The organism is uncultured Chitinophaga sp. (assembly GCF_902168175.1).
GTDB lineage: Bacteria > Bacteroidota > Bacteroidia > Chitinophagales > Chitinophagaceae > Chitinophaga.
Genome location: NZ_CABHOU010000054.1, coordinates 220,379 through 245,370, shown reverse-complemented (window position 1 = coordinate 245,370; position 24,992 = coordinate 220,379). Strand labels below are relative to the sequence as shown.

At 46.1% G+C, this 24,992-nt stretch carries 19 protein-coding genes and 1 tRNA gene; 6 read left to right on the top strand and 14 right to left on the bottom strand.

Annotated features, from left to right (window positions below):
- Positions 1 to 992: 992 nt before the first annotated feature.
- Entirely contained in the window at positions 993 to 2,009 is a 1,017-nt protein-coding gene (locus QZT80_RS11675) for a LacI family DNA-binding transcriptional regulator (RefSeq protein ID WP_295121926.1), read from the bottom strand.
- Between the two features lie 364 nt (positions 2,010 to 2,373).
- Here QZT80_RS11675 and QZT80_RS11670 point away from each other — a divergent pair, with 364 nt between their 5' ends.
- Together QZT80_RS11670 and QZT80_RS11665 are read left to right on the top strand one after the other, a co-directional pair.
- Entirely contained in the window at positions 2,374 to 3,834 is a 1,461-nt protein-coding gene (locus QZT80_RS11670) for a PAS domain S-box protein (protein ID WP_295121925.1), read from the top strand.
- A gap of 12 nt (positions 3,835 to 3,846) precedes the next feature.
- Positions 3,847 to 4,293: a response regulator gene (locus QZT80_RS11665; protein ID WP_295121923.1), complete on the top strand. Its 447-nt coding sequence runs from the start codon at positions 3,847 to 3,849 to the stop codon at positions 4,291 to 4,293.
- 177 nt (positions 4,294 to 4,470) lie between these two features.
- Here the strand turns inward: QZT80_RS11665 and QZT80_RS11660 are convergent, their stop codons facing one another.
- Positions 4,471 to 7,023, bottom strand: a complete 2,553-nt coding sequence (locus tag QZT80_RS11660; RefSeq protein ID WP_295121921.1) for a TonB-dependent receptor — start codon at positions 7,021 to 7,023, stop codon at positions 4,471 to 4,473.
- A 346-nt stretch (positions 7,024 to 7,369) separates the two neighbouring features.
- Between QZT80_RS11660 and QZT80_RS11655 the strand changes: the two genes are divergently transcribed.
- Positions 7,370 to 7,735 (top strand): hypothetical protein, encoded by a 366-nt coding sequence (locus tag QZT80_RS11655; RefSeq protein ID WP_295121919.1) that lies wholly within the window; start codon positions 7,370 to 7,372, stop codon positions 7,733 to 7,735.
- Between the two features lie 7 nt (positions 7,736 to 7,742).
- On the opposite strand, the gene QZT80_RS11650 is transcribed toward QZT80_RS11655, so the two are convergent.
- The 5 genes from QZT80_RS11650 to QZT80_RS11630 all read right to left on the bottom strand — a co-directional run bounded on the left by QZT80_RS11650 (position 7,743) and on the right by QZT80_RS11630 (position 14,963).
- Positions 7,743 to 10,385 carry a histidine kinase dimerization/phosphoacceptor domain -containing protein gene (locus QZT80_RS11650; protein WP_295121917.1) on the bottom strand — a complete coding sequence of 881 codons (2,643 nt, stop codon included), beginning with the start codon at positions 10,383 to 10,385 and terminating at the stop codon, positions 7,743 to 7,745.
- A gap of 205 nt (positions 10,386 to 10,590) precedes the next feature.
- Complete coding sequence (locus QZT80_RS11645) at positions 10,591 to 11,058, bottom strand: nucleoside deaminase (protein ID WP_295121915.1); 468 nt, start codon at positions 11,056 to 11,058, stop codon at positions 10,591 to 10,593.
- A gap of 45 nt (positions 11,059 to 11,103) precedes the next feature.
- Positions 11,104 to 12,024: a pyridoxamine 5'-phosphate oxidase family protein gene (locus tag QZT80_RS11640; RefSeq protein WP_295121913.1), complete on the bottom strand. Its 921-nt coding sequence runs from the start codon at positions 12,022 to 12,024 to the stop codon at positions 11,104 to 11,106.
- A gap of 220 nt (positions 12,025 to 12,244) precedes the next feature.
- Complete coding sequence (locus QZT80_RS11635) at positions 12,245 to 14,578, bottom strand: ABC transporter permease (protein ID WP_295121911.1); 2,334 nt, start codon at positions 14,576 to 14,578, stop codon at positions 12,245 to 12,247.
- Positions 14,579 to 14,642: 64 nt separating this feature from the next.
- Positions 14,643 to 14,963, bottom strand: a complete 321-nt coding sequence (locus QZT80_RS11630) for a hypothetical protein (RefSeq protein WP_295121909.1) — start codon at positions 14,961 to 14,963, stop codon at positions 14,643 to 14,645.
- Positions 14,964 to 15,141: 178 nt separating this feature from the next.
- Here QZT80_RS11630 and QZT80_RS11625 point away from each other — a divergent pair, with 178 nt between their 5' ends.
- Positions 15,142 to 15,729, top strand: coding sequence for an RNA polymerase sigma factor (locus tag QZT80_RS11625; protein ID WP_295121908.1), 588 nt, complete (start codon positions 15,142 to 15,144; stop codon positions 15,727 to 15,729).
- Positions 15,726 to 16,055: a hypothetical protein gene (locus tag QZT80_RS11620; RefSeq protein ID WP_295121906.1), complete on the top strand. Its 330-nt coding sequence runs from the start codon at positions 15,726 to 15,728 to the stop codon at positions 16,053 to 16,055. Before QZT80_RS11625 ends, QZT80_RS11620 begins: the two co-directional genes overlap by 4 nt.
- Positions 16,056 to 16,447: 392 nt before the next feature.
- Here QZT80_RS11620 and QZT80_RS11615 read toward each other — a convergent pair.
- The 6 genes from QZT80_RS11615 to QZT80_RS11590 all read right to left on the bottom strand — a co-directional run bounded on the left by QZT80_RS11615 (position 16,448) and on the right by QZT80_RS11590 (position 22,590).
- Positions 16,448 to 16,520, bottom strand: a tRNA-Ala gene (locus tag QZT80_RS11615).
- An 87-nt stretch (positions 16,521 to 16,607) separates the two neighbouring features.
- Positions 16,608 to 18,593, bottom strand: coding sequence for a thioredoxin family protein (locus QZT80_RS11610; RefSeq protein ID WP_295121904.1), 1,986 nt, complete (start codon positions 18,591 to 18,593; stop codon positions 16,608 to 16,610).
- Positions 18,594 to 18,694: 101 nt separating this feature from the next.
- Positions 18,695 to 19,144 carry a protein-disulfide reductase DsbD domain-containing protein gene (locus QZT80_RS11605; protein ID WP_295121902.1) on the bottom strand — a complete coding sequence of 150 codons (450 nt, stop codon included), beginning with the start codon at positions 19,142 to 19,144 and terminating at the stop codon, positions 18,695 to 18,697.
- Positions 19,145 to 19,191: 47 nt separating this feature from the next.
- Positions 19,192 to 19,884, bottom strand: a complete 693-nt coding sequence (gene purQ, locus QZT80_RS11600) for a phosphoribosylformylglycinamidine synthase subunit PurQ (RefSeq protein ID WP_295121900.1) — start codon at positions 19,882 to 19,884, stop codon at positions 19,192 to 19,194.
- A 171-nt stretch (positions 19,885 to 20,055) separates the two neighbouring features.
- Positions 20,056 to 21,033 carry a hypothetical protein gene (locus QZT80_RS11595; RefSeq protein WP_295121898.1) on the bottom strand — a complete coding sequence of 326 codons (978 nt, stop codon included), beginning with the start codon at positions 21,031 to 21,033 and terminating at the stop codon, positions 20,056 to 20,058.
- 15 nt (positions 21,034 to 21,048) lie between these two features.
- Positions 21,049 to 22,590 (bottom strand): hypothetical protein, encoded by a 1,542-nt coding sequence (locus tag QZT80_RS11590; protein WP_295121896.1) that lies wholly within the window; start codon positions 22,588 to 22,590, stop codon positions 21,049 to 21,051.
- Between the two features lie 196 nt (positions 22,591 to 22,786).
- On the opposite strand from QZT80_RS11590, the gene QZT80_RS11585 reads away from it, so the two are divergent.
- Positions 22,787 to 23,713 carry a TIGR01777 family oxidoreductase gene (locus QZT80_RS11585; protein WP_295121893.1) on the top strand — a complete coding sequence of 309 codons (927 nt, stop codon included), beginning with the start codon at positions 22,787 to 22,789 and terminating at the stop codon, positions 23,711 to 23,713.
- A gap of 22 nt (positions 23,714 to 23,735) precedes the next feature.
- Here QZT80_RS11585 and QZT80_RS11580 read toward each other — a convergent pair whose 3' ends face one another.
- The gene (locus tag QZT80_RS11580; RefSeq protein WP_295121892.1) at positions 23,736 to 24,941 is read right to left on the bottom strand and encodes an anthranilate synthase component I family protein; all 1,206 of its coding nucleotides are present in this window, start codon (positions 24,939 to 24,941) and stop codon (positions 23,736 to 23,738) included.
- Positions 24,942 to 24,992: the final 51 nt, after the last annotated feature.

Here is a 24,992-nt window from a genome sequence, read left to right as displayed (position 1 = left end):
AAGTAAATAGTATGGTCCCCTGATGTTTAGTTTCTCATTTAACAAAAGTCTTTCTCTCACGAACATGGTTTGTTATCAGCGTGTATTCGGTTTCCGTTCCAACAATAGTATCGTTAAAATAAATTGTCTTGATAAAAATAGAATTTATTTGCGTTACGGTGTTTACTTTTTTTCAAATAATTACTTTCATTGCTTCTAAACCAGCCAGCACAAAGGAATACAACTAACTACAGTTTTTTTTGATCTCTACATTTATCATTGACTGTACGCACGCTTCGGTTTTAGAATTGTTGTTACTCAACAAATTTCAGGCCATCCAATTGATCTAGTAGCAGGTTTTATTTTTAGCAGGAAAAACTGTGTAATATCTGCAACGTATTGCTGCCGTTACAGGAAATGAAAAAGGGCCTTGAAAGGCCCTTTATTGTTTTAAATGAATAGTGAACAATAAAAAAACGATCTTTATGTAAACAGGCCACTGTTAATACTTTCAATGACGCTGCGTAGTAGTTGTGTTAATTGAAAAAGGTGTGCTGTCACGTTAATTTGTTGCTACTGAAAAAGTAGATAACTATCTTATTCCATGCTTGTACCCGATGTCGTTTCTTCCTGTCATACATCACTGCTCCAGAACATATAAAACGATTTAGCGATTTTCCGGAAAATAAGCGGAAGAATTAGTCCTTCCGCTTATTGTTGTTCATTGCGTCCGTGCGTTTGTTTACACCAAGTTTCATTTTCTAAATTGCACCCGGACAAATACTCTCTTGTTTCACTGTTAGTTTTTGCGACTGTATTTCGCTGGCTTAGGTCATGTTAACCGGTTTCGCAAAACCGGTTTAGCTTATCTATCTAAAAAAAGATGTTTTTCTTCACATCTTCTGAGTTCACTTTATCTTACTCACTATACAAAATACCGGATTTCCGCCAGGTAAAATTAGAATTTATTTTAACTAATCAAAATCCCTGGGCAAAATAAATTTCTTGGTGGTCTAGACTGATCCGCGTTCTATAAGGGTGGGTTCCAGCTCTACCTGGTTAAAAAGCGCCCCGCTCCGATCTTTGTCCATCTGCTGCATCAGCAGCTTAATCGCAGTTTTAGCGATCCCCTCTATGGGCTGCTGGATGGCGGAAATGCCGGGAGGATAGAGACGGAACAGGTCATGATCATCGAAACAGATCATGGCAATATCCTGTGGAATCCTCATTCCCAGGGAGGTTATGCTCTCAACCCCCAGGATGCCCAGGTAGTTTGTTGCAAAAAACACCGCGTCCAATCCGGGGGTATTTTTCAGGAACGCGTTGATTTGGTTGATGGAATCTGCTTTGTCGCCATTGTATGGCAGGCGGAGTACCAGCTTCTTGTTGGACCGCACGCCATGGTCGGCCAGCGACTCATGATAGGCCTCCAGGCGGTCGTTCATCTGCGCCAGGTCTATATCTACCGTTACAAATCCTATCTTTTTATATCCTTTCTTAAAGAAATGGTCCATCCCCTGCTTTACGCCATTACCATTGTCGGTAAGCACATAAGAAGATTCGACCTCGGGGAAATAGCTATCCATCAGCACTACCGGCTTTTCCAGGGAAACCAGCTTCTTAATGTCTTTTTCCATGCCAATAGTGGGGGTAATAAGGAACCCATCTACATGACGTTGCGACAGCATCCTTATTAACTCCCTGCCTTTCAATGCGTTATTCTCGGTACTGCAATACACTACCTTGTAACCATATACCTCGGCTTCATCCTCAATAATTTTAGCCAGTGCGGCGAAAAAGCTGCCGGAAATACTTTCAACGATGAGGCCCAGTATCTTGGATTGGCCTGTACGCAAGCTTACAGCCAACTGATGTGGCTGATAACCAGCCTTTTCGGCTACTGCCATCACTTTTTCAGCCAGCGCCTCACTGATACGCATAGTTTTAGCCTTTCCGTTGAGTACGAAAGATGCGGTAGACTTAGAAACGCCGGCCATTTTGGCCACATCTTTAAGGGAAACTCTCTTCATATTACGTGGCGCAGGTTTGGATGTTGAATAATGTGCATATAGATCTCCCGGTTAGGTTGAACGGCCCAATTTAACGTTTTCCACGAGGTTATCATAATTTGTTAACATTGGCGATAAACTATGGCCATGCGGCAGCAAACGCCTCTGTCCGCTCTTTGTTCGGCATCCTCACATTCAAACCGATTATTTTATATAAATTTGCCGTAATGAGAATCTGGATACAATACAAGAACGTATGTATCAACAATTATCCATCTTTTGTTTTCCTGCCTATTTAAAATCAAACGGGACAGACACAGCCTGACTATTGCCAAATCGTTGGAGAGCCTATACTAGTAATGCGTTCCAATATCTCTTTTTTGCTATGCCGAGTGACTACAATTTTAGTGAGCTCCTGTCCGAGGTGGATGATTACCTCATTTGTATGCTGAGTGCGGAGGGTGTAATTCAAACCTGGAACAAGGGCGGTGAAACATTTACAGGATATAAAGCTGCCGAAATAACGGGCTGGAACTATAGTATTTTACATACACCTGAAAACCGTAAGGAGCGATTGCATGAACGCCTGATGGCGCAAGCCTGGCAACTGGGCAAAGCCAGTTACGAAGGATGGGTACTGATTAAAAACGGGATACCTGCCTGGTCGCACCTGCTGCTTACCCCGGTGTTGAAGGAAGGTGATCTCGCCGGTTTCGTACTTATTTCGCGCAACCTTAATGAAAAAAAGGAAGCACAGGAGCGACTTCGGAGGGCGGAGGAACTACAGTTCAGCATGACCGCGGAAGTGGAGGACTACGCCATTATACGCCTCGATCCACAGGGTTTTATTTCGAACTGGAACATCGGTGCTGAACGAATTAAAGGGTATCCGTCCAGCGAAGTAATAGGACGGCATTTTAACACCTTCTATACGCCGGAAGACCAGGAGATCGATAAAGCGGGCACTTTACTTAATACCGCCCGCGACAAAGGAAAGGCCCACGACGAAGGCTGGCGCATGAAAAACGGGGGAGAACGTTTTTGGGCAAATGTTACGATTACTGCGCTTCATAATGAAATAGGGCAGATCATTGGTTACACCAAAGTAACCCGCGACCTTACCGACAAAAAGAAAGGTGAGGACGCCCTGAAAAATTATAATGAAATACTGCGTTCCAAAAACAGGGAACTGGAAGAACTTACCTACATCACTTCCCACGACCTGCAGGAACCGTTGCGCACCATCACCAGCCTGATCGAATTACTATCCGACACATTCCTGGACCACCATGATGAAAATGTGCGCAGCAGTTTTAAGTTTATACACGATGCAGCGGCCCGTATGCGGCAACTGATAAAAGATATACTGGATTACAGCCGTCTTGGCCGCAATGTGAACATGAAACAGGTAGATACTGGTGCGCTTTTGAAACTCGTTTGCGACGATCTTGACCTGGTGATACAGGAGCGTGGGGCACAGATCTATTACACAGCCATGCCGGTATTAACGGCTTATGAATCGGAACTAAAAGTGCTTTTCCAGAACCTGGTGCTTAATGCGATCAAGTTTGCGAAAAAAGACGTGCCGCCCGAGATCTACATAAGTGCGGAAGTAATTGCAGGAGGATGGCAGTTCGCGGTGAAAGACAACGGTATTGGTATTGAACCATCGCACCAGGAAAAGGTATTTGTGATTTTCCAACGCCTGCATAACCGCCAGCAATACGAAGGATCGGGCATAGGACTGGCACACTGTAAAAAAATTATAGCATTACATAAAGGAAGAATTTGGCTTACCTCGCAACCTGGCGTGGGCAGCACATTCTACTTCACTATAATAGACTAAACCGAACTTGAAATGCGAAAGATTGACGGACTCGAGTGCATCTTACTCGTTGATGATGACCATGCAACTAATTTCATTAATTCCATCATCATCAAAAAAGCCCAGCTGGACGTACATGTCCAGGTGGTTACTAACGGGCAGGAAGCCCTGGAATATTTAACATCCACGGGCAAATTTGCTGGCCAAACCAACAGAGTACAACCCGGTATTGTTTTCCTGGACATCAATATGCCGGCCATGAATGGCTGGGAGTTCCTGGAAGAATATAATAAACTGTCGGACGAACAAAAGGCACAGATCGTAATTGCAATGCTTACCACCAGTCTTAATCCTGATGATGAGCGAAAAGCAAACAGCATAAACGACATTAAAGGTTTTCTTAGCAAGCCGCTTACAATAGAAAAACTAGAACAGGTGATCGGGCGCTTCTTTGTAAAGGAGGAAGTTTTAGAAGACTAGTTCATACCTATTTACTTCTCTATTATCCCGGAACTATTACCCATGCGGTGTATCTGTTCAAAAATGGGCGAATATGCCGGTGCTTTTAAGCCGGTCGTACTTTCCGCGCGAAAGTGCATGAATAAAGAAAGCGCCTACGTTTATAATACGAAGGCGCTTTTTACTTATATAGGTTTATCAATTGTTAAGTACGTAGCGTAGCGTAACGCCATAAGTACGCTGGTCGCCCAGTACGGCTGCATACTGGCCTGCGTTACCTGCGGCAGGCAACAACTGTTCGTAGTAATCTGTATTGAGTAAGTTACGTCCCCAAACGAATACAGACAAACCGTTGGCCGCACGGAAACCGGCCCTGCCATTCAACAAAGCATAACCGTCGATGTTCAGGTATTTAGATGGCGAAGAGCTCGATGAAAAATCGGAACGATAATAACCATCCAGCGCCAGGAAAAAGTTACCACCCTGACCCAGGAAACGTTTGGTTCCAGTTACTAATTCGCCGCCAAGAGAACCTGCCCACTCAGAAATGCCCGGTAGTTTACCGCCGGAAATATCTTTAAAGGCTGATGCGGCGCCTGTTTCTTCCAAAGGTACTGGTGCGTTTTTGAACGACACATATTTCCCGTCGGTGTATGCTAAAGCACCGTACAGGGATACATGCCTGTTAAACCTGATGTTTGCATCCAGTTCAAGGCCCTGCACTCTTACTTTTTCAGCATTAGCCAGGTAACCACGGTTTACGCCCACTTCTGCCGTTTGCACCTGCGTTTGGTAGTCTTTAATTTCGGTATGATGATATACCAGGTTCACAGTAGCATTTTTGCCCGGGCTGGTTTTTACACCTACTTCCCAATGGCTAACATCTTCCGGCTTCACTTCTGCCAGTTCTATCAGCACTTTACCACTGGCGGTTGGTAAACCACCGAGGTTTACACCTACAGGTTTGTAGCTTTTGGAGTAAGTGGCAAAAGCATTTATTTTTCTGGAAGCTTTGTAAGCAATGGTAATTTGTCCGGACACGTTGCTCTCGCTCACTTCTGTGGCAAATGCCTGGTTACTGTACACCAGGTTTTTAAGTGCGAGCAAAGCAGGATCCGTGGTTTCGAGTCCGCCGTAGGTCTGGCGGTCGTAGTCCACATCTTTTTTATCGTAGTTGTAACGGAGGCCGGGCAATACATGTAAGCCTTTTACCACTTCCCAGTCTAATTGACCAAATACCGCTGCACCAAATGATTTCAGGCGCGATTTGGTTTTAATGCCGTAGCCATCAAACAGCCCTTCCGTTTTCCATAATTCGCTGGTTGTACTTTGTGAGAAGCGCCATTGTGCATCGCCCGATTCTTCGATATGCACGGGGTCTGTTTTAAGGTCTTGCCCGATTACAAAAACGCCCAGTACGCCGCTTAATTTATCAGACAGTTTACCTGCGTAACGTAATTCCTGCGTCCATTGCTTGTGTTTAGAAGTTGCCTGCGACAGCTGCAATACCGATAAACCGGTGAAGTCACGGTCATTGGAAGGGTCCCAGTTCCAGTAACGCCATGCAGTGGTGGACGTAAGCGTACCTGCACCAATCTTGGCATCTACATTAAGAGAAACACCGCCAAGATCGTTGCCCGACTTCCAGGTGGTATTGTGGTCCACCTTCCTGTCGAACGCATTAAGGCTGGGAAGCTGATAGTTCAGATCAGCAATGATCGCATTAAACTGGCGATAGGCTGCTCTTTGTGTAGTTACCACTCCGGCTACTACCTGCGCGTAACCATCAGGGCGTTGGCGGGATGCATCGCCGGCAAGCGTGATCTTTACACGATCGGTCGGTGTATATAGCAGCTGGGCGCGACCGCCGAGGTTATTAATATCATTTACCTGCCTGCCAGTGGCAACGTTTTCTATCAAACCGTCGCGCTGCGTACCGGAAAACGATATCCTGCCCGCGATCTTTTTGCTCAGGGGACCAGTAACGGCTACTTTGGCCTGCACGTAACCGAAGTTACCATAGCTGGCCTCGAAGCTGGCGCCTGGTTTAAAGCTGGGCGCGGCGGTGGTAATGTTAAAGGCACCGGCGGTGGTGTTTTTACCGAACAGGGTACCCTGAGGACCACGCAGCACCTCTATTTGCTCAATATCAATAAAGTCGAGTGTGGTAGCAGCAGGCCGGGCGAAGTAAACGCCATCTACATAAAAACCTACACCAGGGTCAATACCATCATTGGTAAGGCCGAAAGTAGATCCAAGACCACGTACGTTCAACGTAGTGTTACGTGGATTGGAAGAATATAGCTGTACCGTGGGCACTAGCTCCTTTAACCTGTTTACGTTAAAGGCCCCGGCATCTGCAACAGCAGCGCCACCGATCACCGTAATCGGGATGGGTACGTCCTGCGCAGTTTCTGTACGACGACGGGAGGTAATTACTACTTCCGACAATACTTCCTGTTGTAAGATAACGTTCACCGGAGCCTCCGGTGCCGCAGCAATCAACACTTCCTGGGTTTTAAATCCCACATAACTAACGCGAAGGGTTACAGGGAATGGCTTGTAGGTAACAATGGCAAACTCACCTTTTTCATCGCTTATAGCGTGGTTGGTGGAACTTTGTAGTAAAACAGTAGCACCAGGTACAACGTTGCCCTTATTGTCTTTAATGGCGCCTTTAATTGTGCTTTGCGCCACTGCCCCGGCTACAGACAGCAATACAAGCAATGCAGTGAGTAATGATGTTCGCATAAATAACTGAAATTTTTAAGTTTAAGGTTTAATGCCAAGGCCCGTTTAGGATGGTGGACCTAAGCGCATAAGGGAATATCCAAGCTGGCCGCACCTTATTAGTCTACCATTCTGGTGGACAAATATAACAACAAATATCAAATAGTCTAGTATTTTTATAGACTTTATTGGAATATGCTGCTGTATTGCACCAGAAAGGCGTTTTATCACACTAAAATCGAGCGTGCGGGGGAAATGCGACATGTAAGAATCACGCAAAGGGACGCTGCATCATCGAATAAATTCCGTAGCCATGCATCGGCAACATCTAATATATGGTAACGGCTAACATGAAAAATATATCGGGATGGATGATGATCATCATATTTACCCTGACGCTGGTATTTCACCTGTTGGTGATATCTGGCATTGTGCCTTATACCATGGTTTGGGGCGGGCGACTGCAATCGCCGCAGGAGATGTACAGATTCGAAGCCATATCTATCCTCATAAACAGTATTTTCCTGTTCATTGTGCTGATAAGACAGGGCCTTATTCGATTAAGGGTCCCGCTAAGCTTACTACTGCTACATTATGGTTTATGTCTGCTGTTTTCCTACTGATTACCATTGGCAATCTTTTCTCCCAAAACAAATGGGAACAGCTAATATTTACGCCGCTTACACTGTTGTTAAGCGTTGCTGCATTTGTACTGGCAAGAAAACGCGATTAACGTTCCATTATCTAACAAACTCCTTCGCCAATGCCCCCTCCGCCGGAAAGCGAACTGTTATTCGTGTTCCGTTATTACTTTCGATATGAAACACACCATCCATATCATTAACTAATCCCCTGATAAGACTCATGCCCAGCGAGGGCGGTCTGCCCGTAAGATCTTCTACAGCAAACCCCTTCCCATCATCGCCGATACTAAGTTCAAGGCTACCTTCATTCACCTCTGAAAGGGTGATGGTAATCGTTCCTTTGTTTTCAAATGCATATTTATACGCATTGGTAACTGCTTCATTCAGGATTAATCCTATGGGCAACGCTTTTTTAATATCGAGTTGCAACGGCGCTATGTTCGTAACGAAGCGAATGTTACGATGATCATCTGCGTAATCCCGCAAACCGGTTACAAGGTCTTGTATATAATGTTGCATATCCACCCTGGCCGCATTATCGGACTGGTGCAGCTTTTTATGGATAAGGGAAATGGCGTTCACGCGCCGCTGGCTGTCCTGAATAGCCAATACAGCGGCATTATCATGGAGATAGTGCGATTGGATGTTAAGCAGGCTTGTAACTACCTGCAGGTTATTTTTAACGCGGTGATGTACTTCTTTCAGCAGCCATTCTTTTTCAGTTACCAGCTTTTCGAGCGAGTCGTTTTTACTTTGGATTTCGTTCTGCTGTAGCTGCATTTGCCGGTTCGTGCGTTGTTTGAGACGATAGCGATTATAAATTAGCAGGAGCAGCAAGGCAACCAGTACAGCACCCGCTATAATGAGGTTTCTGGCCTGTTGTGTTTCGGCAATCAGTTTCTTCTGCAAAACCCATTTTTTATTCAGTAAGCGATAGGTCGCATTGGCATATCTTAAAGAATCGCCACGTTGTTTTGATTGAATAACTGCGGCCGTAATATGTTGTAATTGTATGCTGTCGCGTTGCGCTGCTGTTTGCCTGGCCTCTGCCAGCAGGGCATCCTCCAGCCTGACCTTGTCCGTTAACCATACTATTTCCCGCGCTCGTTGATCCAGCGCCGCTTTTTGCTGAACTGTTTCATGTCGAATACTCAGTTCTTCCATCTGACCGGTTTTCACCAGGTTAAATACACTGTCGCTAAGTATCTTGTTGGCCAGCTGATGCCTGAGAGCAGAAACGTACCGGCCCTTTGCACTATCGAGTTGAAACCACATGCTCTCCAAATGCATCTTCCGGTACAACGGCACTACAGGAATAGCTGCCTGTGAGGCCCTGCTGATACACGATTCTGCATCGTCGTACGCCTTCTTCTTCATATATATCTGCGCCAGCAAAATGTACACCTGAGATTGCATGTCTGCCGAAGCTGTTATCAACTGGGGAATCAAACCGGCCGCCTCCAGCAAAAATCCAAGGGCCTTTTCTGTTTCCCCAATGGCCATATAGTATTGTCCCAGACACCGCTTTGATACTACTTTATGATATACCGTCATGTTCGTAGCATGTGCGGTACGGTCCTCCATATATGCTATTGCAGCCCTGGGCCCCTTTCTGTAATTAAGGATCGATGCGTGCGTGGCTATGTAAAACCAGTTGTTGGAATTTTCGGGAGGGCTGTCATACTCAAGGTCGTTCAAAGCATCGAAAGCCTGTTTTTCTTTCCCAAAATAAAAAAGAACTTCTGCGAGATTTACACGGCGGACATCCCTTTGAAACGGATCTTTCTCCGTTTTTAGGACCTCGTCCATAGCAACATACGCATAATGTAAAGCCTGGCCTGCATGTCCGCGTGAGATATAAATTTTGCCAAGAAGGTCCGAAATATATTGCCTTGGTAAATCAGGGATTGATTGGTACTTCGCTTTGGCTTCCAGCAGCAATTCTTCTGCTTCATTTAAACGCCCCTTTTGATAAAGCTCAAATCCAAGTTCATACAAGTCTCTTACAAAATCAGGCGAAAAACCAAGTTTACGACCTATCGCGACCGCCTGCGTAACCGACTCTAACTTCGTTGGATACAATGTATCGGCCGATGTTTGATAGTAGTTTAGAAAACGCCATGTAAATCGTTCTGACTGAAGGTCATTGTTCTCGCGGTGAAAAGCGAGCAACTTCAGGTATTGCGCTTTGAAATTAGGGACATCACCTTTTGCATAAAAGCCAAGACCAATATAAAACGCTGCATCGGCCGCCACTGCGGGAAGGTTATTGTCATGTCCCAGCTGTTGCACCATATATGCATATCGCAAAGCACTGTCTCCATGAAGTTTCATTTGAGTACTGTAGCCGAACGACACGCGTTTCAACAAATCAATCTTTTCATGCAGGCTGGCATCCTCCAGGAACTTCTTTAATCCAAGGAAGTTTCCCGATTCGCTCGTGACAGCGAGGTCGAGCTGGCGCAAGGTCTGTAGTGCCCGCGTATAATTAAGCGCCAGGCAAACCCTGCGTGCGTGGCGTACCATCACCGCTGCAGAATCCAGATCGGCTGTCAGTTCTCCCGGTTTATATACGCAGCGGCTTGCCTGCACCAGCAGTTGGTCGGCCAGCAGTGTATCGCCCGGCTGATATTGATAATTGGCGGGCATCCCTTTCATCAACCCGGCAAGGTCTGGTGATTGGGCATTGGCCGACAGGTAAAAACAGCCGAGCAGGAAGCAAAATAACAGTACTCTCATGGCGGCTTAATTTCCAACAGTAACTCCTGCCCTCATGCTCACGGCTTATGTACTTTGAAAAGGCATCATCATTAATCTTCGGGGTGGGCAGGCATTATGGGTTAAAGATACTCATATCCCACAATTGCCGCTTACTTTTCACCGCCGGCAATCAGGGAAATTCATGGTAAATATTGACAATTTTATGGTTCGGCAGATGGGCTGTTTAAAGCTTAGCCCGGAACCGCTCATTAAGCACTTCGCAGGCTTCCGCAAATATTCCGACTGTAATAGTGGGCTTTTTGCCCCACCTGGGCACGTCCTCTGTGGTGAGTATCCCGAATGAGGAAGTCGCCCCGCCCACATGCGCTACCGGCACACCATAAATGATATCCGGTATCCGATGGTGCCTGATAACGTAAGAACACATCAGGCAAGGTTCATGAGTGGTAAACATTTGCGCGAGATGCAGCTTTTCCTGGTGACCGTTTTTAATGGCATCTTTTATAGCAAGGATTTCTGCATGATTGGTGATATCGTTGGTTGACTTTCCCGATTCAATGCCAGTACCAATAACCTGACCGTCGAATACGATCAGTGCGCCTACAGGTGGATCGCCGTGTTGCAATGCTGTTTCGGCGAGGGCAATGCATTGCTGCATATAGTGTTCGTATGTTTGCTGCACATCGTTCATGGCTCATTTGATTTGGTACAGCAAATTACCCAATAAGAAGTTTGTTTAAGGATTATAGGGAGAATATCCTAAAAACTGCCATTGCACATCATGATGATCGATCGTGTGCAGCCACCGCGACGTTTCGAAAAGCCAATAACGCCCGGTCCCTTTTGTCCTGAACAGGTCGTCCTCCGTCTTTTGATCAAACATTAAACTGGCCGTACCCGTTAATTGTAACGTTCGTCTCTGTTCAAAATCGATGAACAGTAAGCCTACATTGGGATCCTGGGCGATATTGCCGAATGTATTGAACATACTGTTGCCCGGGTAATCAGGTATCTTCAGCACGTTATTGTCAATGATCTGGACAAAACCCTTGTTACCTCCGCGGTGCGAAGCGTCCATACTCCCGTCGGCGGCGGTGCTTGCCACAAACAACGTATCAGCATCTTTTATCCAGTCGAGGGCGGCCGCTGTAATGCCCGTTCCTTCTGTAACAACAGATTTCACCTTCGTGAAATATTCAGGTAGGGACATAACCCTCCGCTGTATGTATTTGGGGCAATTGGGATAAAACTGCTGTATGCTGATTTCGATCAGTGGATCGTTAAATTTACAAATACCATTAGCACGTAATCGTTTCCTCGAACTAAATTCTATAAACAGGCAGCCGATCTGGCTGTGCTGACTGATATTTGAAAAGAAAACATCCGTCTCATTACTGGTAATTAGCCGGGTATCAAACAATATCGTGTCAGACTCCGTCACTTCCGTAAAACCAGGATGCCCTGTCAGCAGGGACGCCCAAAGCTCACCGGCCGCATTCCTGCTGCCCACGATTACCATTGGCTGATTTTCGATAAAGTTGATAGCCCCCCTGTGCACTTCAGGGGAAATAAGGTCTTTAAGGGAATCAGCAATATGCGCTTCACCGGTCTGGCGCTGAACCTGTTGCTCGCCTGAATGAAAAACTGCTGCGGTCATGCCTGATTGCTTTATGATGTACAGCAAAGGTGGCGAATCCTGTGTTAGGAAAGAAGGGGGAATCTATGTATTGTGATGGATGAATTATGGGGGGATGGGTATTATAAAAAAAGCGCCTCTGTTTCACAGAGACTCTTTCAACTTTCGTGGAGGATAAATCAACAGCAAGTTGGCCTAGGCATGGTAAGGTAGACATCGTTCTCAATCTCCCAACCTCCTTCTAATCTGCTTTCAAAACTTTGGAAGGGTTCGTACGGGCCGTTTTAAAGGTTTGTGAACCAATCATGGCAAATGCCAGGACGACAACAAGGGATAGACTGATCAGCAGCTCGCCAACGCTGACCGCTTGGTGATAGGCGAAATTTACCAGGACGATTTTATCAAAGAAAAAATACGTAACCGGAAGTGCGATCAGTGCTGCCAGCAGCAGCATAACAAGAAAGTTTCTGCTTAGCAAAAGGATCAGGCTACCTTCGCTGGCCCCAAGCACTTTCCGGATACTGATTTCCTTTAATCTTGTTTGGGTCGTAAATACAACCATTCCGAACAGTCCCAGAGAAGCAATGCACACAGTCAGGAATGCCAGAAACCCAATAATTTTGATCATCATGGAAAATGGACTGTACACTTTCTCTATCTGATCCTCGTAAAGTGTCGCCTCCAAAGGATGGGTCTTATCGACTTTTTGCCACGCGTTTTCTATGGCATCGAGTGTCTGTGGCCAGTCTTCGGTCACGATTTTAGCAGTGAGGTAACCGCCGGCGCCCCTGGTGATATTACGAAGGATCACGGGTTCAACCTGATCTTCTATTGTTTCGTAGTGGAAATCCTTAATGACACCAATGATGGCCAGTTTCTTTCCTTCGATGTTCAACACCTCGCCAAGGGCTTTGCCAGGGTCTTTTTCGTCCATATCAAATTTTTGCAGAAGCTGCCGGGTCACAATGATTTCACTTTCCTCCGCCTGGTCTGATCTGGGAGTAAAATCCCGTCCAGCCAGTAAGGTGTGACCATGCATTTTAAGGTACTTACTGTCAATAAAATTCATCCACACCATTGTAGAATCGCTTGAACTTTTATGTTTCACCTGCCCGGTATAAATGTTGCCCAGGCCCATGACCAACATGGATTGCGAAAGACTGCTCACCTGTGGCAATTCCGACAGTTCCTTTATCAATAAGTCCGCATTGTTGCCCTGAAGTTTGATATTGAGTTTGTCTTTGGTATTGAAACCAAGATCGAAGTCGACAAAATTCCTGTATTGCCCGTAACCGATGATCGTTGTGGCGATAAAGATAATCGAGAGCGTATATTGGCTCACAATCAAGGCTTTTCGCGGATTAATATAGCTGAACAACCTCAGGGAAGAAGAAGTTTTCAACACCGTTGCCAGATCAATCCTTGAAAAAAAGATAGCCGGTGTGATTCCCGCAAGGACGCCTACAAAAATGCCCAGTGAAACGAACCCCAACGACACGAGGGGAGAAAGCTTTAAGGAAACCATGTTTTCGATGGAAAAATCCAGCGCGAGAAACTCCCTGCGCAACAGCAGAAACAGCAGAAATGCAAATATGAGCGAGAGCAGCGAAATGATCACCGACTCAACTAAAAACTGCGCAATAACATGCCGGGTTAGTGCGCCGCTCATCTTCCGGACACCGACTTCCCGGGTACGCCTGAGGGAACGGGCGATGGACAGGTTGGTGTAATTAAAGCAGGCCGACAGCATGACCAGCACTGCCAGCCCGATCAATACCCAGATCGCCAGCGTATTCATTACCGGCCCCAATTCATTGGTGACACTGATGCCGCTGCTGTTAAAAACAATTTGTTTCAGCTGCTGAACCCCCAGCGAAATCTGTCCCGCATTCATGGTCAGGTTACCTGCACGGCCAATGCCATTCAGGCTGGATTGGATCGTCCGAAGATCACTTTTTTCAGCAACGGACATATAAACATAGTTTTGATAGATACTTCCCCAACTTAAAAAGTCCGGGTCCCGTGACTTTTCAGCCGATGCAAATGAGGCCAGGGCTTCAAATCTTAAGTGCGAAAGCTTGGGTATATCTTTCATGATACCGGTAACTACGTAATTATTGGAATCCACTTTTACATACCTGCCCAATGCATTCGCGCTACCAAATAGCTTATTTGATGCTTTTTCAGTCAACACCAAAGTGTACGGCTGTTTCAAGGCAGTGGCCGGATCGCCCTGCAGAAGCGGGAAAGTAAATATATTAAAGAAGGATTCGTCAGCAAACAGGCCGTTTAAGGTTACTATCTTTTCACCTGCTGAAATATTCCCCCCAAACCCTGGACGAAGGATGGTTACATGGTCAATGCCGCTTACTGTTTCACGGATTCTCCTGCCTGCTGCTATGGAAGCGGAAGCATAATTCACTGGCTTTTGACCTTTTTGTTGAAAGGTGGTAAAGACACGGTAAATCTTGTCATTGTTCTCGTGAAAATCATCGTAGGAAGCCAGGTCGAATACAAAAGCGATCACAAGGAGCCCTACCGCCATGCTGACCGAAAGCCCGATGATGTTGATCATTGTAAATAGCTTGTGGCGCAGAAGGGTCCTAAAACAAGTCTTGATGTAACTGTAAATCATGGCGCTATGCTTTATTATTCTTATCCAATTTCCTGAGCACATAATAAGAAATCAGCAAGCTGATGCCCAGAAAGAGCAGCATCGCAAAGGGCAGCATAAAACCTTTGAATGGATAAGCAGCGACCGATTCCAAAAAAGCCCCTGCCAGCAACCCCAAACCAATGCTGATGCTCACAATAGCAAGCAATAATAAGAGTGGCAGGTAGTTGGTGCTGCCTTTAAAAAAGTCTTTGGGCAGTCCTTTTTCGACAATAGCCGTTCGTTCTTTGTATCTTATGATCAGATAGTGATAACATATTCCAAAAAACCCGAAGGTGATCGACATGGTAAGGAATAGGTCGGCTGTGGTATCATCCATAGTTTCGTTATTGAATGGTTACTGTTTTTTAGATATGACTTGTAAAAAAGAAAAGTGGTCACAAAATGTGACCACTTTTCTGAAAAAATAGTCTAAGTCTTTGTGGGGGGATTGATTCTACCACCGGAAAACTCTAAAACATTAAATGCTTTTCAGGAAGACAAATCATCGCGAAGATGCGTTTTTGGAGCAAGCCATTCGTGGTGAAAGAGCTGGTCTTGAATATCTGGTGGATGCCTATAAAGATTTGGCCTACACCGTTGCATTTCGCATTGTCATGAACAAAGAAGACGCGGAAGAAGTTGTCCAGGATTCCTTTTTGAGAGCTTTTGCCTCACTGGAGAAATTCAAAAGGGCTTCCAAATTCTCAACCTGGCTGTTCCGCATCGTTTATAATACCGCGCTTACAAAAGTCAAACACAAAAAAATACAGTTATCAGAACTTGGTAACCCGTTGGACGATAATGCGTTTGACATACCAGACCACACCGGGTACGATCTGTTAAAAAAGGGGGAAAGGGAAAAATTTGTCGCGTTAGCCCTCAACAGCTTATCGGAAGAAGACAATCTTGTTATCTCTTATTTCTATATCGGCGAAAAAAGCATTTCAGAAATTAGTGAAATATTGGGGCTAAAAAAATCTGCCATAAAAATGAGGTTACTCAGAGGCAGGAAACAGCTCGAAGCAGCATTAAAAAATTTACTAAATACGGAAGTAAAAGATTTGTTATGAAAAAGGACAATAGTGATTCAAACATCCGGATGATTTTGAAGGAAAACGGCTTGAACAAAACTTCTGACCAATTTTCCGCACATCTCAACGAACTGATACGTGAACAATCTAAAAGGAAACTGTCGCAGCAACTGGTGATCAACCAATGGCTGGGCAAAGCACTCGCTGGAATTGCCCTTACCTGGTTGATCGTCTTTCTTTATTATGCCCAACCATTTTCCGTTCAACCAGCAACCCCTATTGCAGCAATGGCCCTTATACTTGGTCTTTGGGTGTTACTCATTATTGTTAGAAAAAATATATTTTCGAAAATTGATTCAGTTTAGAAGCAGTGCCAGGTCATGATCGCAAATACCTTGTGGTTGAATTAAAACCGGTAAGCTTTGGCGCGATGCCGAATAAGATTGAGCTTACACATTATCCCGTAATACTCAAAATTAAATGAACATAAAACACATGCTGAAGCTTCCGTTTTATGTTTTTATACGCTGTGGAAGTATTTTAGCACTACGATTATACGGTGGTATAATCGTAGTGCTGAGTTATGTTAGTCGGTTAAAATGATTCGCCTTTCACATTTTTTGCGAAAGCCGGAGTCTAAAAAATGGGAGAGATAGATGCGACTGAAACCGTAAAAACTCAGTGAAACTGATAAAAGATGTTAGACCTAAATAAAAAAAGCCACTTACATTTTCCCTGTAAGTGGCTTTTTATCAAGTGGAGGATAGCGGGGTCGAACCGCTGACCTCTTGCATGCCATGCAAGCGCTCTACCAACTGAGCTAATCCCCCGTCATTAGAGTGTGCAAATGTAGCGGCTTTTTCTGAAATACAAAAAAAAGCCGGATGTTTTTTTACATCCGGCTTTTACTGTAATACTTATTTCCCTTTCTTATAGGCATCCAGCCCTGCTTTCAGCCATTTAAGGTACTCTTTGGAATCTGGTGTATAACCTACCGGCAGCGTCATCAGCTTCTCGTCGGGGCTTATCACCACATAGAGTGGCTGGGCCTGACTGTTGAAGTTTACTGACTGCATGGTGGCGTATTTATTACCAATCGTTTTGATTGATTTGGTGGTGCTGTCTTCAGCTTTGTAAATAAACTGCTCGTTATCCGGCAGCAGTTTTTTATCATCTACATACAATGATACGAGGATGAAATCCTCTTCTATCGTTTTGCGGATGTCGGCCTCGGGCCAAACGTTTTCTTCCATTTTACGGCAGTTTACGCATGCCCAGCCGGTAAAGTCCAGCAACACGGGTTTGCCTTCTTTTTTAGCCAGTGCGATCGCCTCTTCGTAATTGTTCATTACGTTGGGTTTCACACCGGTATTGGCATGCTCTCCGTAAATGCTATAGTGCTGTGGCGGAGGGAAACCGCTGATCAGACCTCTGTTGGTGTATGGCATGGTAGTCATACCCGGAATGAGGTAATAAGCGGTAAATGCTGCGAGCAACACAGAAAAGGTGATACGACCCCAGCCAAGTTTCTTTACCGGTGTGCTGTGCGGCAATTTCAACTTACCCAGCAGGTACAGGATGAAGGCAATGGCGATGAGCGTCCAGATGGCGAAGAACACTTCTCTTTTAAGAATACCCCAGTGTGCTACCAGGTCGGCGTTAGACAGGAATTTAAACGCAAGTGCCAATTCCAGGAAGCCCAGTACTTTCTTCACGGTATCGAGCCAGCCGCCGGATTTAGGCAGTTTGCTCATCATACCCGGGAACAATGCGAACAGTGCGAATGGCAGTGCCAGTGCAAGACCAAATCCGCCCATGCCCATCGTTAGCTGAATAGGACCGCCATCGGAACTTAATGCACCTACCAGCAGCGAACCCAAAATAGGACCGGTGCAGGAAAACGATACCAGCGCCAGTGTTACGGCCATAAAGAAGATGCCGATCACGCTGCCCATATTAGCCTTCGAATCTACCTTGCTGGCAAAACTGCTCGGCAGTGATATTTCGAAGAAACCCAGGAACGATATCGCGAATATCATAAACACCACGAAGAAGAAGGTGTTCAGGTATACGTTGGTAGAAATGTTGTTCAATATATCGGAACTAACGCCGGGAATATAAAAGATAAGGCTCAGCAACACGTAGATCATGAAGATGAAAAAGCCATACAACACCGCGTTAAACACTCCTTTTTTACCCTGTGCGCTCTTCGTGAAGAAGGTTACGGTCATTGGGATCATCGGGAATACGCAGGGGGTGATAAGGGCGATAAGGCCGCCTAAAAAGCCAAGACCGAATATTCCCCAAAGACCTTTACCTGAACCATCGTCTGTTCCACCGATATTGGTAACGGGGTTTTTAAGATCGATCGTTGCGATCTTAAGCGCGTCTTTCGAACCTTCTTCCAACGCTCCGCTGCTACCGGCCAGCGCACCATCGGTACCTGCCTTGTATTTAAACTCGCTTTCTTCCGGGCCGTGTACTTCGCCATCTTTGATAGCAAAGAAGGTTACCAGGCCTTTAAGGTCGCTAACAGCACCGGTGTATTCCACTTCTACCAAAAACGCTACTTCATTCTCAATGATTTTGGTATCCATTTCCAGTTCGGCACTATGTTCGGCTTTAACGGCCGCAGTTTCCTTTACACTTTTAATGGTGGCCTTGGTCTGGCTGCTGCTATCCAGCGTTACCGTAGCACCAAAACCATCGGCATCCATTTCTTTAGAGAATAATTTATAACCAGGCGCAATTGTTCCTTTTACATGCAGCACGTATACTTTATCACTCTTCTTCTCGGCATTATAATTCCAGGTGATGATGTTGGCTGCTGTTGAATCCTGCGCTTTCGCCGACTGGGAGAAAATCAGTCCGAAACTCGCCAGCAACAGTATTATATACTTCATATAGAATATAGACTTAACAGATTGTTACAGAGGTAAAACGAAGAAACGAGTTCCGTCAAAGAACTCGTTTCCAGTTATATTTTCAAATAGATCAGATCTCACTATTTCAGACTAACCGTAAACGGTACTTCGGTGGGAGGAAGACACTGGTGATCGTCGCACACCATAAATTCTACGGTGCCCTTAGCCTGCGCGTTCGCTTTACCTTTCACCTTAATCTTCTGTACGAAGGTCACGGTGTTTTCGAAGAACTTCATGTCTGATTTGAAGTTCGGATCAAATTCTGATTTCAGTTTACCTACTTCTGCCACTTTACCGTCCAGCGTAAGCAGGGGGTTTTTAGCGAAAGTGAAAGCGGTTGGTACCGGACCTTCGCCAGTGAACTGGGAGTAAAGGTGCCAGCCTTTATCGATATTAGCGGTTGCTTTCAACTCGTAAGTCTGAGCGCCCGTCTTTTTAGCTGTAAATGTCCATTTTACCGGATTATCTTCCTGTGCGGTCGCCAGCAGGGGCAAAGCGAAGAGGCACAGGGCTGCTAACAATTTTTTCATAGCTCTTTTTTTAATGTGGTTGGTTGATTGATTTGGTTCGGTTTTGATCAATTATTATTGATAAGGCTCTGGAATATCTGCTGGCCGTCGGTGTTACCGAGTAATGAACTGGTAGCCCTTTCCGGGTGCGGCATCATTCCAAAAACGTTCTTTGCTTTATTGCTGATGCCTGCGATATTACGCAATGCACCGTTCGGGTTAGCCTGTTCAATAATGTTGCCAAACTCATCACAGTAACGGAACACTACCTGGTTATTTTTGAACAGCTCCTCAACGGTAGCATCGTCTGCATAATAACGACCTTCGCCATGAGCAATAGGTATCATCAGCGGACGGCCGGTAATATCTTTTGTAAGAGAAGTAGTTGTATTCTCGCTTTTCAGGTATACGTTTTTGCAGATAAATTGCTGGTTCTGGTTACGCAGTAATACACCTGGCAACAAACCTGCTTCACACAGTATCTGGAAACCATTACATACGCCTATTACACGACCGCCTCTGTTCGCAAATTCCACCACGCTCTGCATGATAGGGCTGAACTTGGCTATAGCGCCGCAACGCAGGTGATCGCCGTAAGAGAAACCACCAGGCAACAAAATGCAGTCCTGGGTGCTGAACATGCTCAGGTCTTTATCCTTATGCCACAGCCCGATCACTTCCTGGTTAAGGTCATACCTTAATGCATCAATCATGTCCTGATCACAGTTGGAACCCGGAAATGTAACTACGCCAAACTTCATATTTTGTAAGATTTCTATATTTTAACTTTATTTCCAGCCGGAAAAGACACAAATTTACTGCCCTCCGGCCAATTTTCCATCACCATTCATCCCGTTTTAACATTTTACGGCCCGGCAGCAAAGGCCGGTACGCTGGCAGGGACTATGCCATCCATCCTAATCAAACCCTTATTAATGACTGAAATACTGCATCACTATCACGTAGGCAAGCACGATGAAATGCCCTGCATTAGCCAACCCGTTGTGGTTAATCGACCAGAAAACATTACCCGCAAACATACATAGCGGCAGCAACACTAACACCCAGTTGGCAGGTGAAAAATGGTAGCTGAAGAAAGGAATGAGCATCGCGATAATCACATATATAGCCAGCACGGCCCATATTTTACGGCCCTGGATAAGCATTTTCTTGAAGGTACGCTGCAACAGCAGCCAGCCTAAAGCGAAAAATACCAGGCAGGCAATAATGGCACCCCATACTTTATAGTCGTTGATAATGGGCATTTCCAGGCCCATACGGGGCAAAACGTCCAATACGCTCCTGTCTGTCAGGAAAAGATAAGTACCCAGCAAATAGGCCGGGCAAATGACGCCTAACAGGGCAATGATCCATTCTGCCAGGCGAAAGGCCCGCATGTTCAGCAAACCCGCATACAACAGGGTGCAAAACAGTACCGCAGGCGGATATATCAGTCCGGCCACGCCCAGTGCAAAACCAATATTAAAGCTTACATCACGGGCGGAGGAACGGTTGTACAGTTCGGTGATGCTGGAAATGATCCAGAGCATAATGGTGTTTACCAGCAATGCGGGTGAAAATATGTTCCAGCCTGCATACAGCGAGGTAAACAGCAGGTAACACATTGCCGGCAGGTAGTTGGGCTTGGCAAATAAACGGTGATAGTTAATGATCCTGGACAGCAGTAAAGCCTGCAGGAACAATAACACAATGGCCACCATGGTGAAAAAACCGGGGCTTTTACCCACCAGGCCATCCAGCCAGCCTACGAACAGCCGGTATAACAATCCTTCGCTCCCGTCGGCCATATAGGTTTGCGGATGCAGGATATAGTAAAACTTAATGACAATGGTATATACCAGCAGCGTAACGACTGTTAGCGGATTACCGGAGCGAAACAATTTTATCACGTTGCAAAGGTGTGATTAAAACTCAATTTTTGCAAAGCAAATATAATTCCGGTAGATGGTGGGTATAACCACGGTACGGGCGCCTATCTGCTTGCCGTAACGGGGCATCCATATAAACCCTTTGTCCAGGTTACGCAATGTAGGCATACGGTTGATCTTGCCATCAGGCCCGATCGCATTCTCGGTCAGCACATAATTACGCCTGTCAAGGGTATTGAACAGGAACCGCAGCTCGCTGCCCACATTTACCAGCATATACGACAGGTACAGGTCGGCCCCGTCGTCAAACTGCTCTTTGTTTATAAAGTTGCTCCAGGCCAGTTCGCCATCGGCATTGTAGGAAAGTACGGCCACATTGTCGTAGTGGTAACGGGTGCCCTGCTGGTCGCTCCAGTTCCATGGATTGTAATACCCGGAGGTGTAAGGCGAGTAGTACGGGTAATATCCCCCCATGCCACCAAAACCGCCCATGCCACCACCATAAGGACCGTACAGGTAGTTCCACCTGTTCCATGGCTGGTAACGGCTGGAGGTATAATAGGATTCTGCCGTAAGCAGGAAGCCATTATCACTGGTATTCACGATCTTACGGATAAAGTAGTCGTTAAAGGCGGCTGCGGTAGACGATTCGCCCCTGGCGCTGGATTTCAACTCGGCGCTGAATGGCGCTATCTTCTCCATCATCATCTTGCGGTTGGCATAGTCCAGGCGGTTTATATACAGCCCTTCCACGTTGCCGCGCTTCTGTTTATAGTAAAATGCGGTGATCAGCACCTGTTTGTCCGGGTTGTCCAGCTTCATCTTCACCTCATCCAGCAGCATGTTCTTTAACTCGAAAGGCACTACTTCAAACGCATCTGTTGTAGGTCTTTTCAGTATCAGGTTACCGTTGATGATGTAATCGCGGTTGCTGGTGCGTTCCAGTTTGGTAAATACCAGGTCGCCGTCGTTGGTAAGGTTAAAGTTGCTCAGGAAGCTTTTTTTGGTTTCCATGGGCAGCGAGAGGCGGCTGTTGTTTACCAGGGCAAACGCGCTATCGTACAGGAAGGTGTAAAACACATGGTTATCTTCCTTGTCCTGGTTAATCTTATATACCATGATCCGGTTCTTGTCTTCCGACACCTCTACCGAATACACTTTGTTTTCTTTTGTATAGTTCCCAATATGCGTACTGTCTACCATCACCGGTGCTTCGTCGAAGTTACCGTTAGGGTTTATCTTGGCGCAAAAGCTATATACCACATCGCGGCGCTGGAACTGGTATATCATTAATGCCTTGTTGGCATATGATACAAAGTCGACCGTTATCAGTTTCTTTGGTAAAAAGTCGTATTTCACCCGGTCTTTCAGTTGCATTCCCTGGTCGTACACGGAAATGCTGTAAGCGCCCCTGTCGGTTTTATATACCAGGATATTGCCCCCTATCTTACCAAGAATCTCGAACTCCGTGGTTTTATAATCATCTCTCTCCGGCTCCGAATACGTTACTTTTTGCGCGGCAACGGTGCCGGCAATAAGCAGGAGGGCGACTAACTGTAAACGAAATAAGCTGCGCATGGGCGATTTTTATGTTTTTGATACGGGGAATAGGTCCTTACATTTCACAGGTCTTCCACAACCAAACCTACACGAAAATTTACTTATTGCAAAGGACATCTCCCCAAATTGATTTACGTGGAGTATTAACTGTATAATTCCAAAGCTGGCATTTTATTGTGTATTTTTAGTTAAAATTTTAAAAAGACACGATCGGATGGAAACAATATTGGTAACGGGCGGTACCGGGCTTGTAGGTAAGGCACTCACCTCATTTTTGCTGGAACGTGGTTACAGGGTGATTATTCTCACGCGTAAACCCCGGTATTCCGACAATGAACGCCTCTCCTATGCCCAATGGGACCCTTCCGCCGGCACCCTCGAAGCGGGTGTGCTGCAGGGAGCTGACCATATTGTACACCTTGCCGGAGCCGGCGTATCCGACCACCGCTGGACGGCCTCTTACAAAAGGGAGATACTGGACAGCCGTATAAAGGCGGGCAACCTGCTGTACGAACAGCTAAAATCCCAACCCAATAAGGTTAAAACGATAATAAGCGCCTCGGCCACGGGCTATTATGGCGAAACCACCGACGAAAACCATCCCTTCCGCGAGCACGATGCTCCGGCTAACGACTTCCTCGGCACGGTATGCCAGGCCTGGGAAAACAGCGTTAAACAAATGGAAAGCCTTGGTAAAAAGGTGATCCTGTTACGGACGGGCATCGTGTTAAGCCGCGAAGGCGGCGCCCTTAAAGAGTTCTATAAACCCCTGCGCTTCGGCTTCGCCACCATCCTGGGCAGCGGCGATCAATACATTAGCTGGATCCACATGCAGGACCTGGTAAGGTTGTACTTTAATGCGATCGTAAATACGGAACTGGGAGGTGGCGCTTATAATGCAGTGGCACCTGCGCCAGTGAAACATAAAACCCTGGTAATGGCGATGGCGCATGCCGCCAAGGGTAAAAGTTTTATCGCCATGCCTGTGCCCTCGTTCGTGCTAAAGATAGCGCTGGGCGAAATGAGCGTGGAAGTACTTAAAAGTGTGATCGCTTCCGCCGAAAAAATACAGCAAACAGGCTTCCAGTTCTCTTACCCTGTTATAGATAAGGCTATGGAACAACTGTTTGCTGCACCGTAACGGCTATTGATTACACGAACAATTATTTCTCGTAACCCAGTACTTTCTTCATGGCTGCGGCTTTTAACTCACATTCTTCCCATTCCTTTTTCGGATCGCTGTAGGCGGTAATGGCCGAACCAGTCTGGAAACTGAGGTATTGGGATTCCGCATTATAAAGAATACTGCGTATCACCACGTTCAGGTCAAAATCACCCTCGGGGGTAATATATCCTACCGAACCGGAATACAGGCCTCGTTTGGTAGATTCGTACTGCTCTATCAGTTCCATTACTTTCACTTTAGGCGCGCCGGTCATTGATCCCATCGGGAACGCATGGCGGATCGCTTCGGTGAAATGGAACTTCTTATCCATCGTGGCGGTAATGGTGGAAATGAGGTGATGCACCTGCGGAAAGGCATAAAGGCCATATAGCTCTTCCACCTTCACACTGCCCTGCACAGCGGTATGCGACAGGTCGTTACGCACCAGGTCTACCACCATTACATTTTCGGAACGTTCCTTCGGACTGTCTTTCAGCGCCTGTGCGGCAGCAGCATCTTCGGCAGCATCGGGCAGGCGTTTAACCGTGCCTTTAATGGGCTGAGATATAAGCTGATCTCCTTTCTTTTTAAGGAAACGTTCGGGGCTGGAACAAACCAGGTACTGGTCCTCGTTTTTGTAATAAGCGGCAAAAGGGGCAGGCGACAGCGCATTTAGCTGGTTAAACAGCGGCAGCGGTTTAAGCGTAATGCCCTGGGCGTAACTTTCTACACAAAAGTTAAGCTCATAACAATCGCCTTTGCCAATATGGTCCTGAATGGCGGCTACGGCCTCCAGGTAGTACTTTTCGTTTATCCGTGACTGTAAAGGCGGCAGTTTCTCTGTTTTGCCTTCTTTTTCGGGGCCCAGCTCCAGCAGGTCCTCATAAATAGAGTTGGCAAACTTGCGGTTTACATTATGCCCGCCAATTTCCACTTCGCCGTTGCGCAGGAACATGAGTATATCGGGCACAAAGAAGTGCAGGTCCGGAAAGCCCTTAAAGTCGGGAAGTTCTGAAGTGAGGGCCTCGGTTTCGTTTTTGAGGTCATAGGCAAGGTGGCCGAAAAGCCAGTCCTGTTGCTCATCATGAAAATCGCGGAGGGACTCAAGGGCTACACCGGCTTCGCAGGTTATATTTGCTACGGAACCGGCTGCCAGTACGGCTTCATACTCGCTGTACGGGAAATTGTACTCGTTACTGTCCAAAAAACAACAGATGTTGAACCGGTTACCCCAGCTCAACATCTGTTGTTTAAA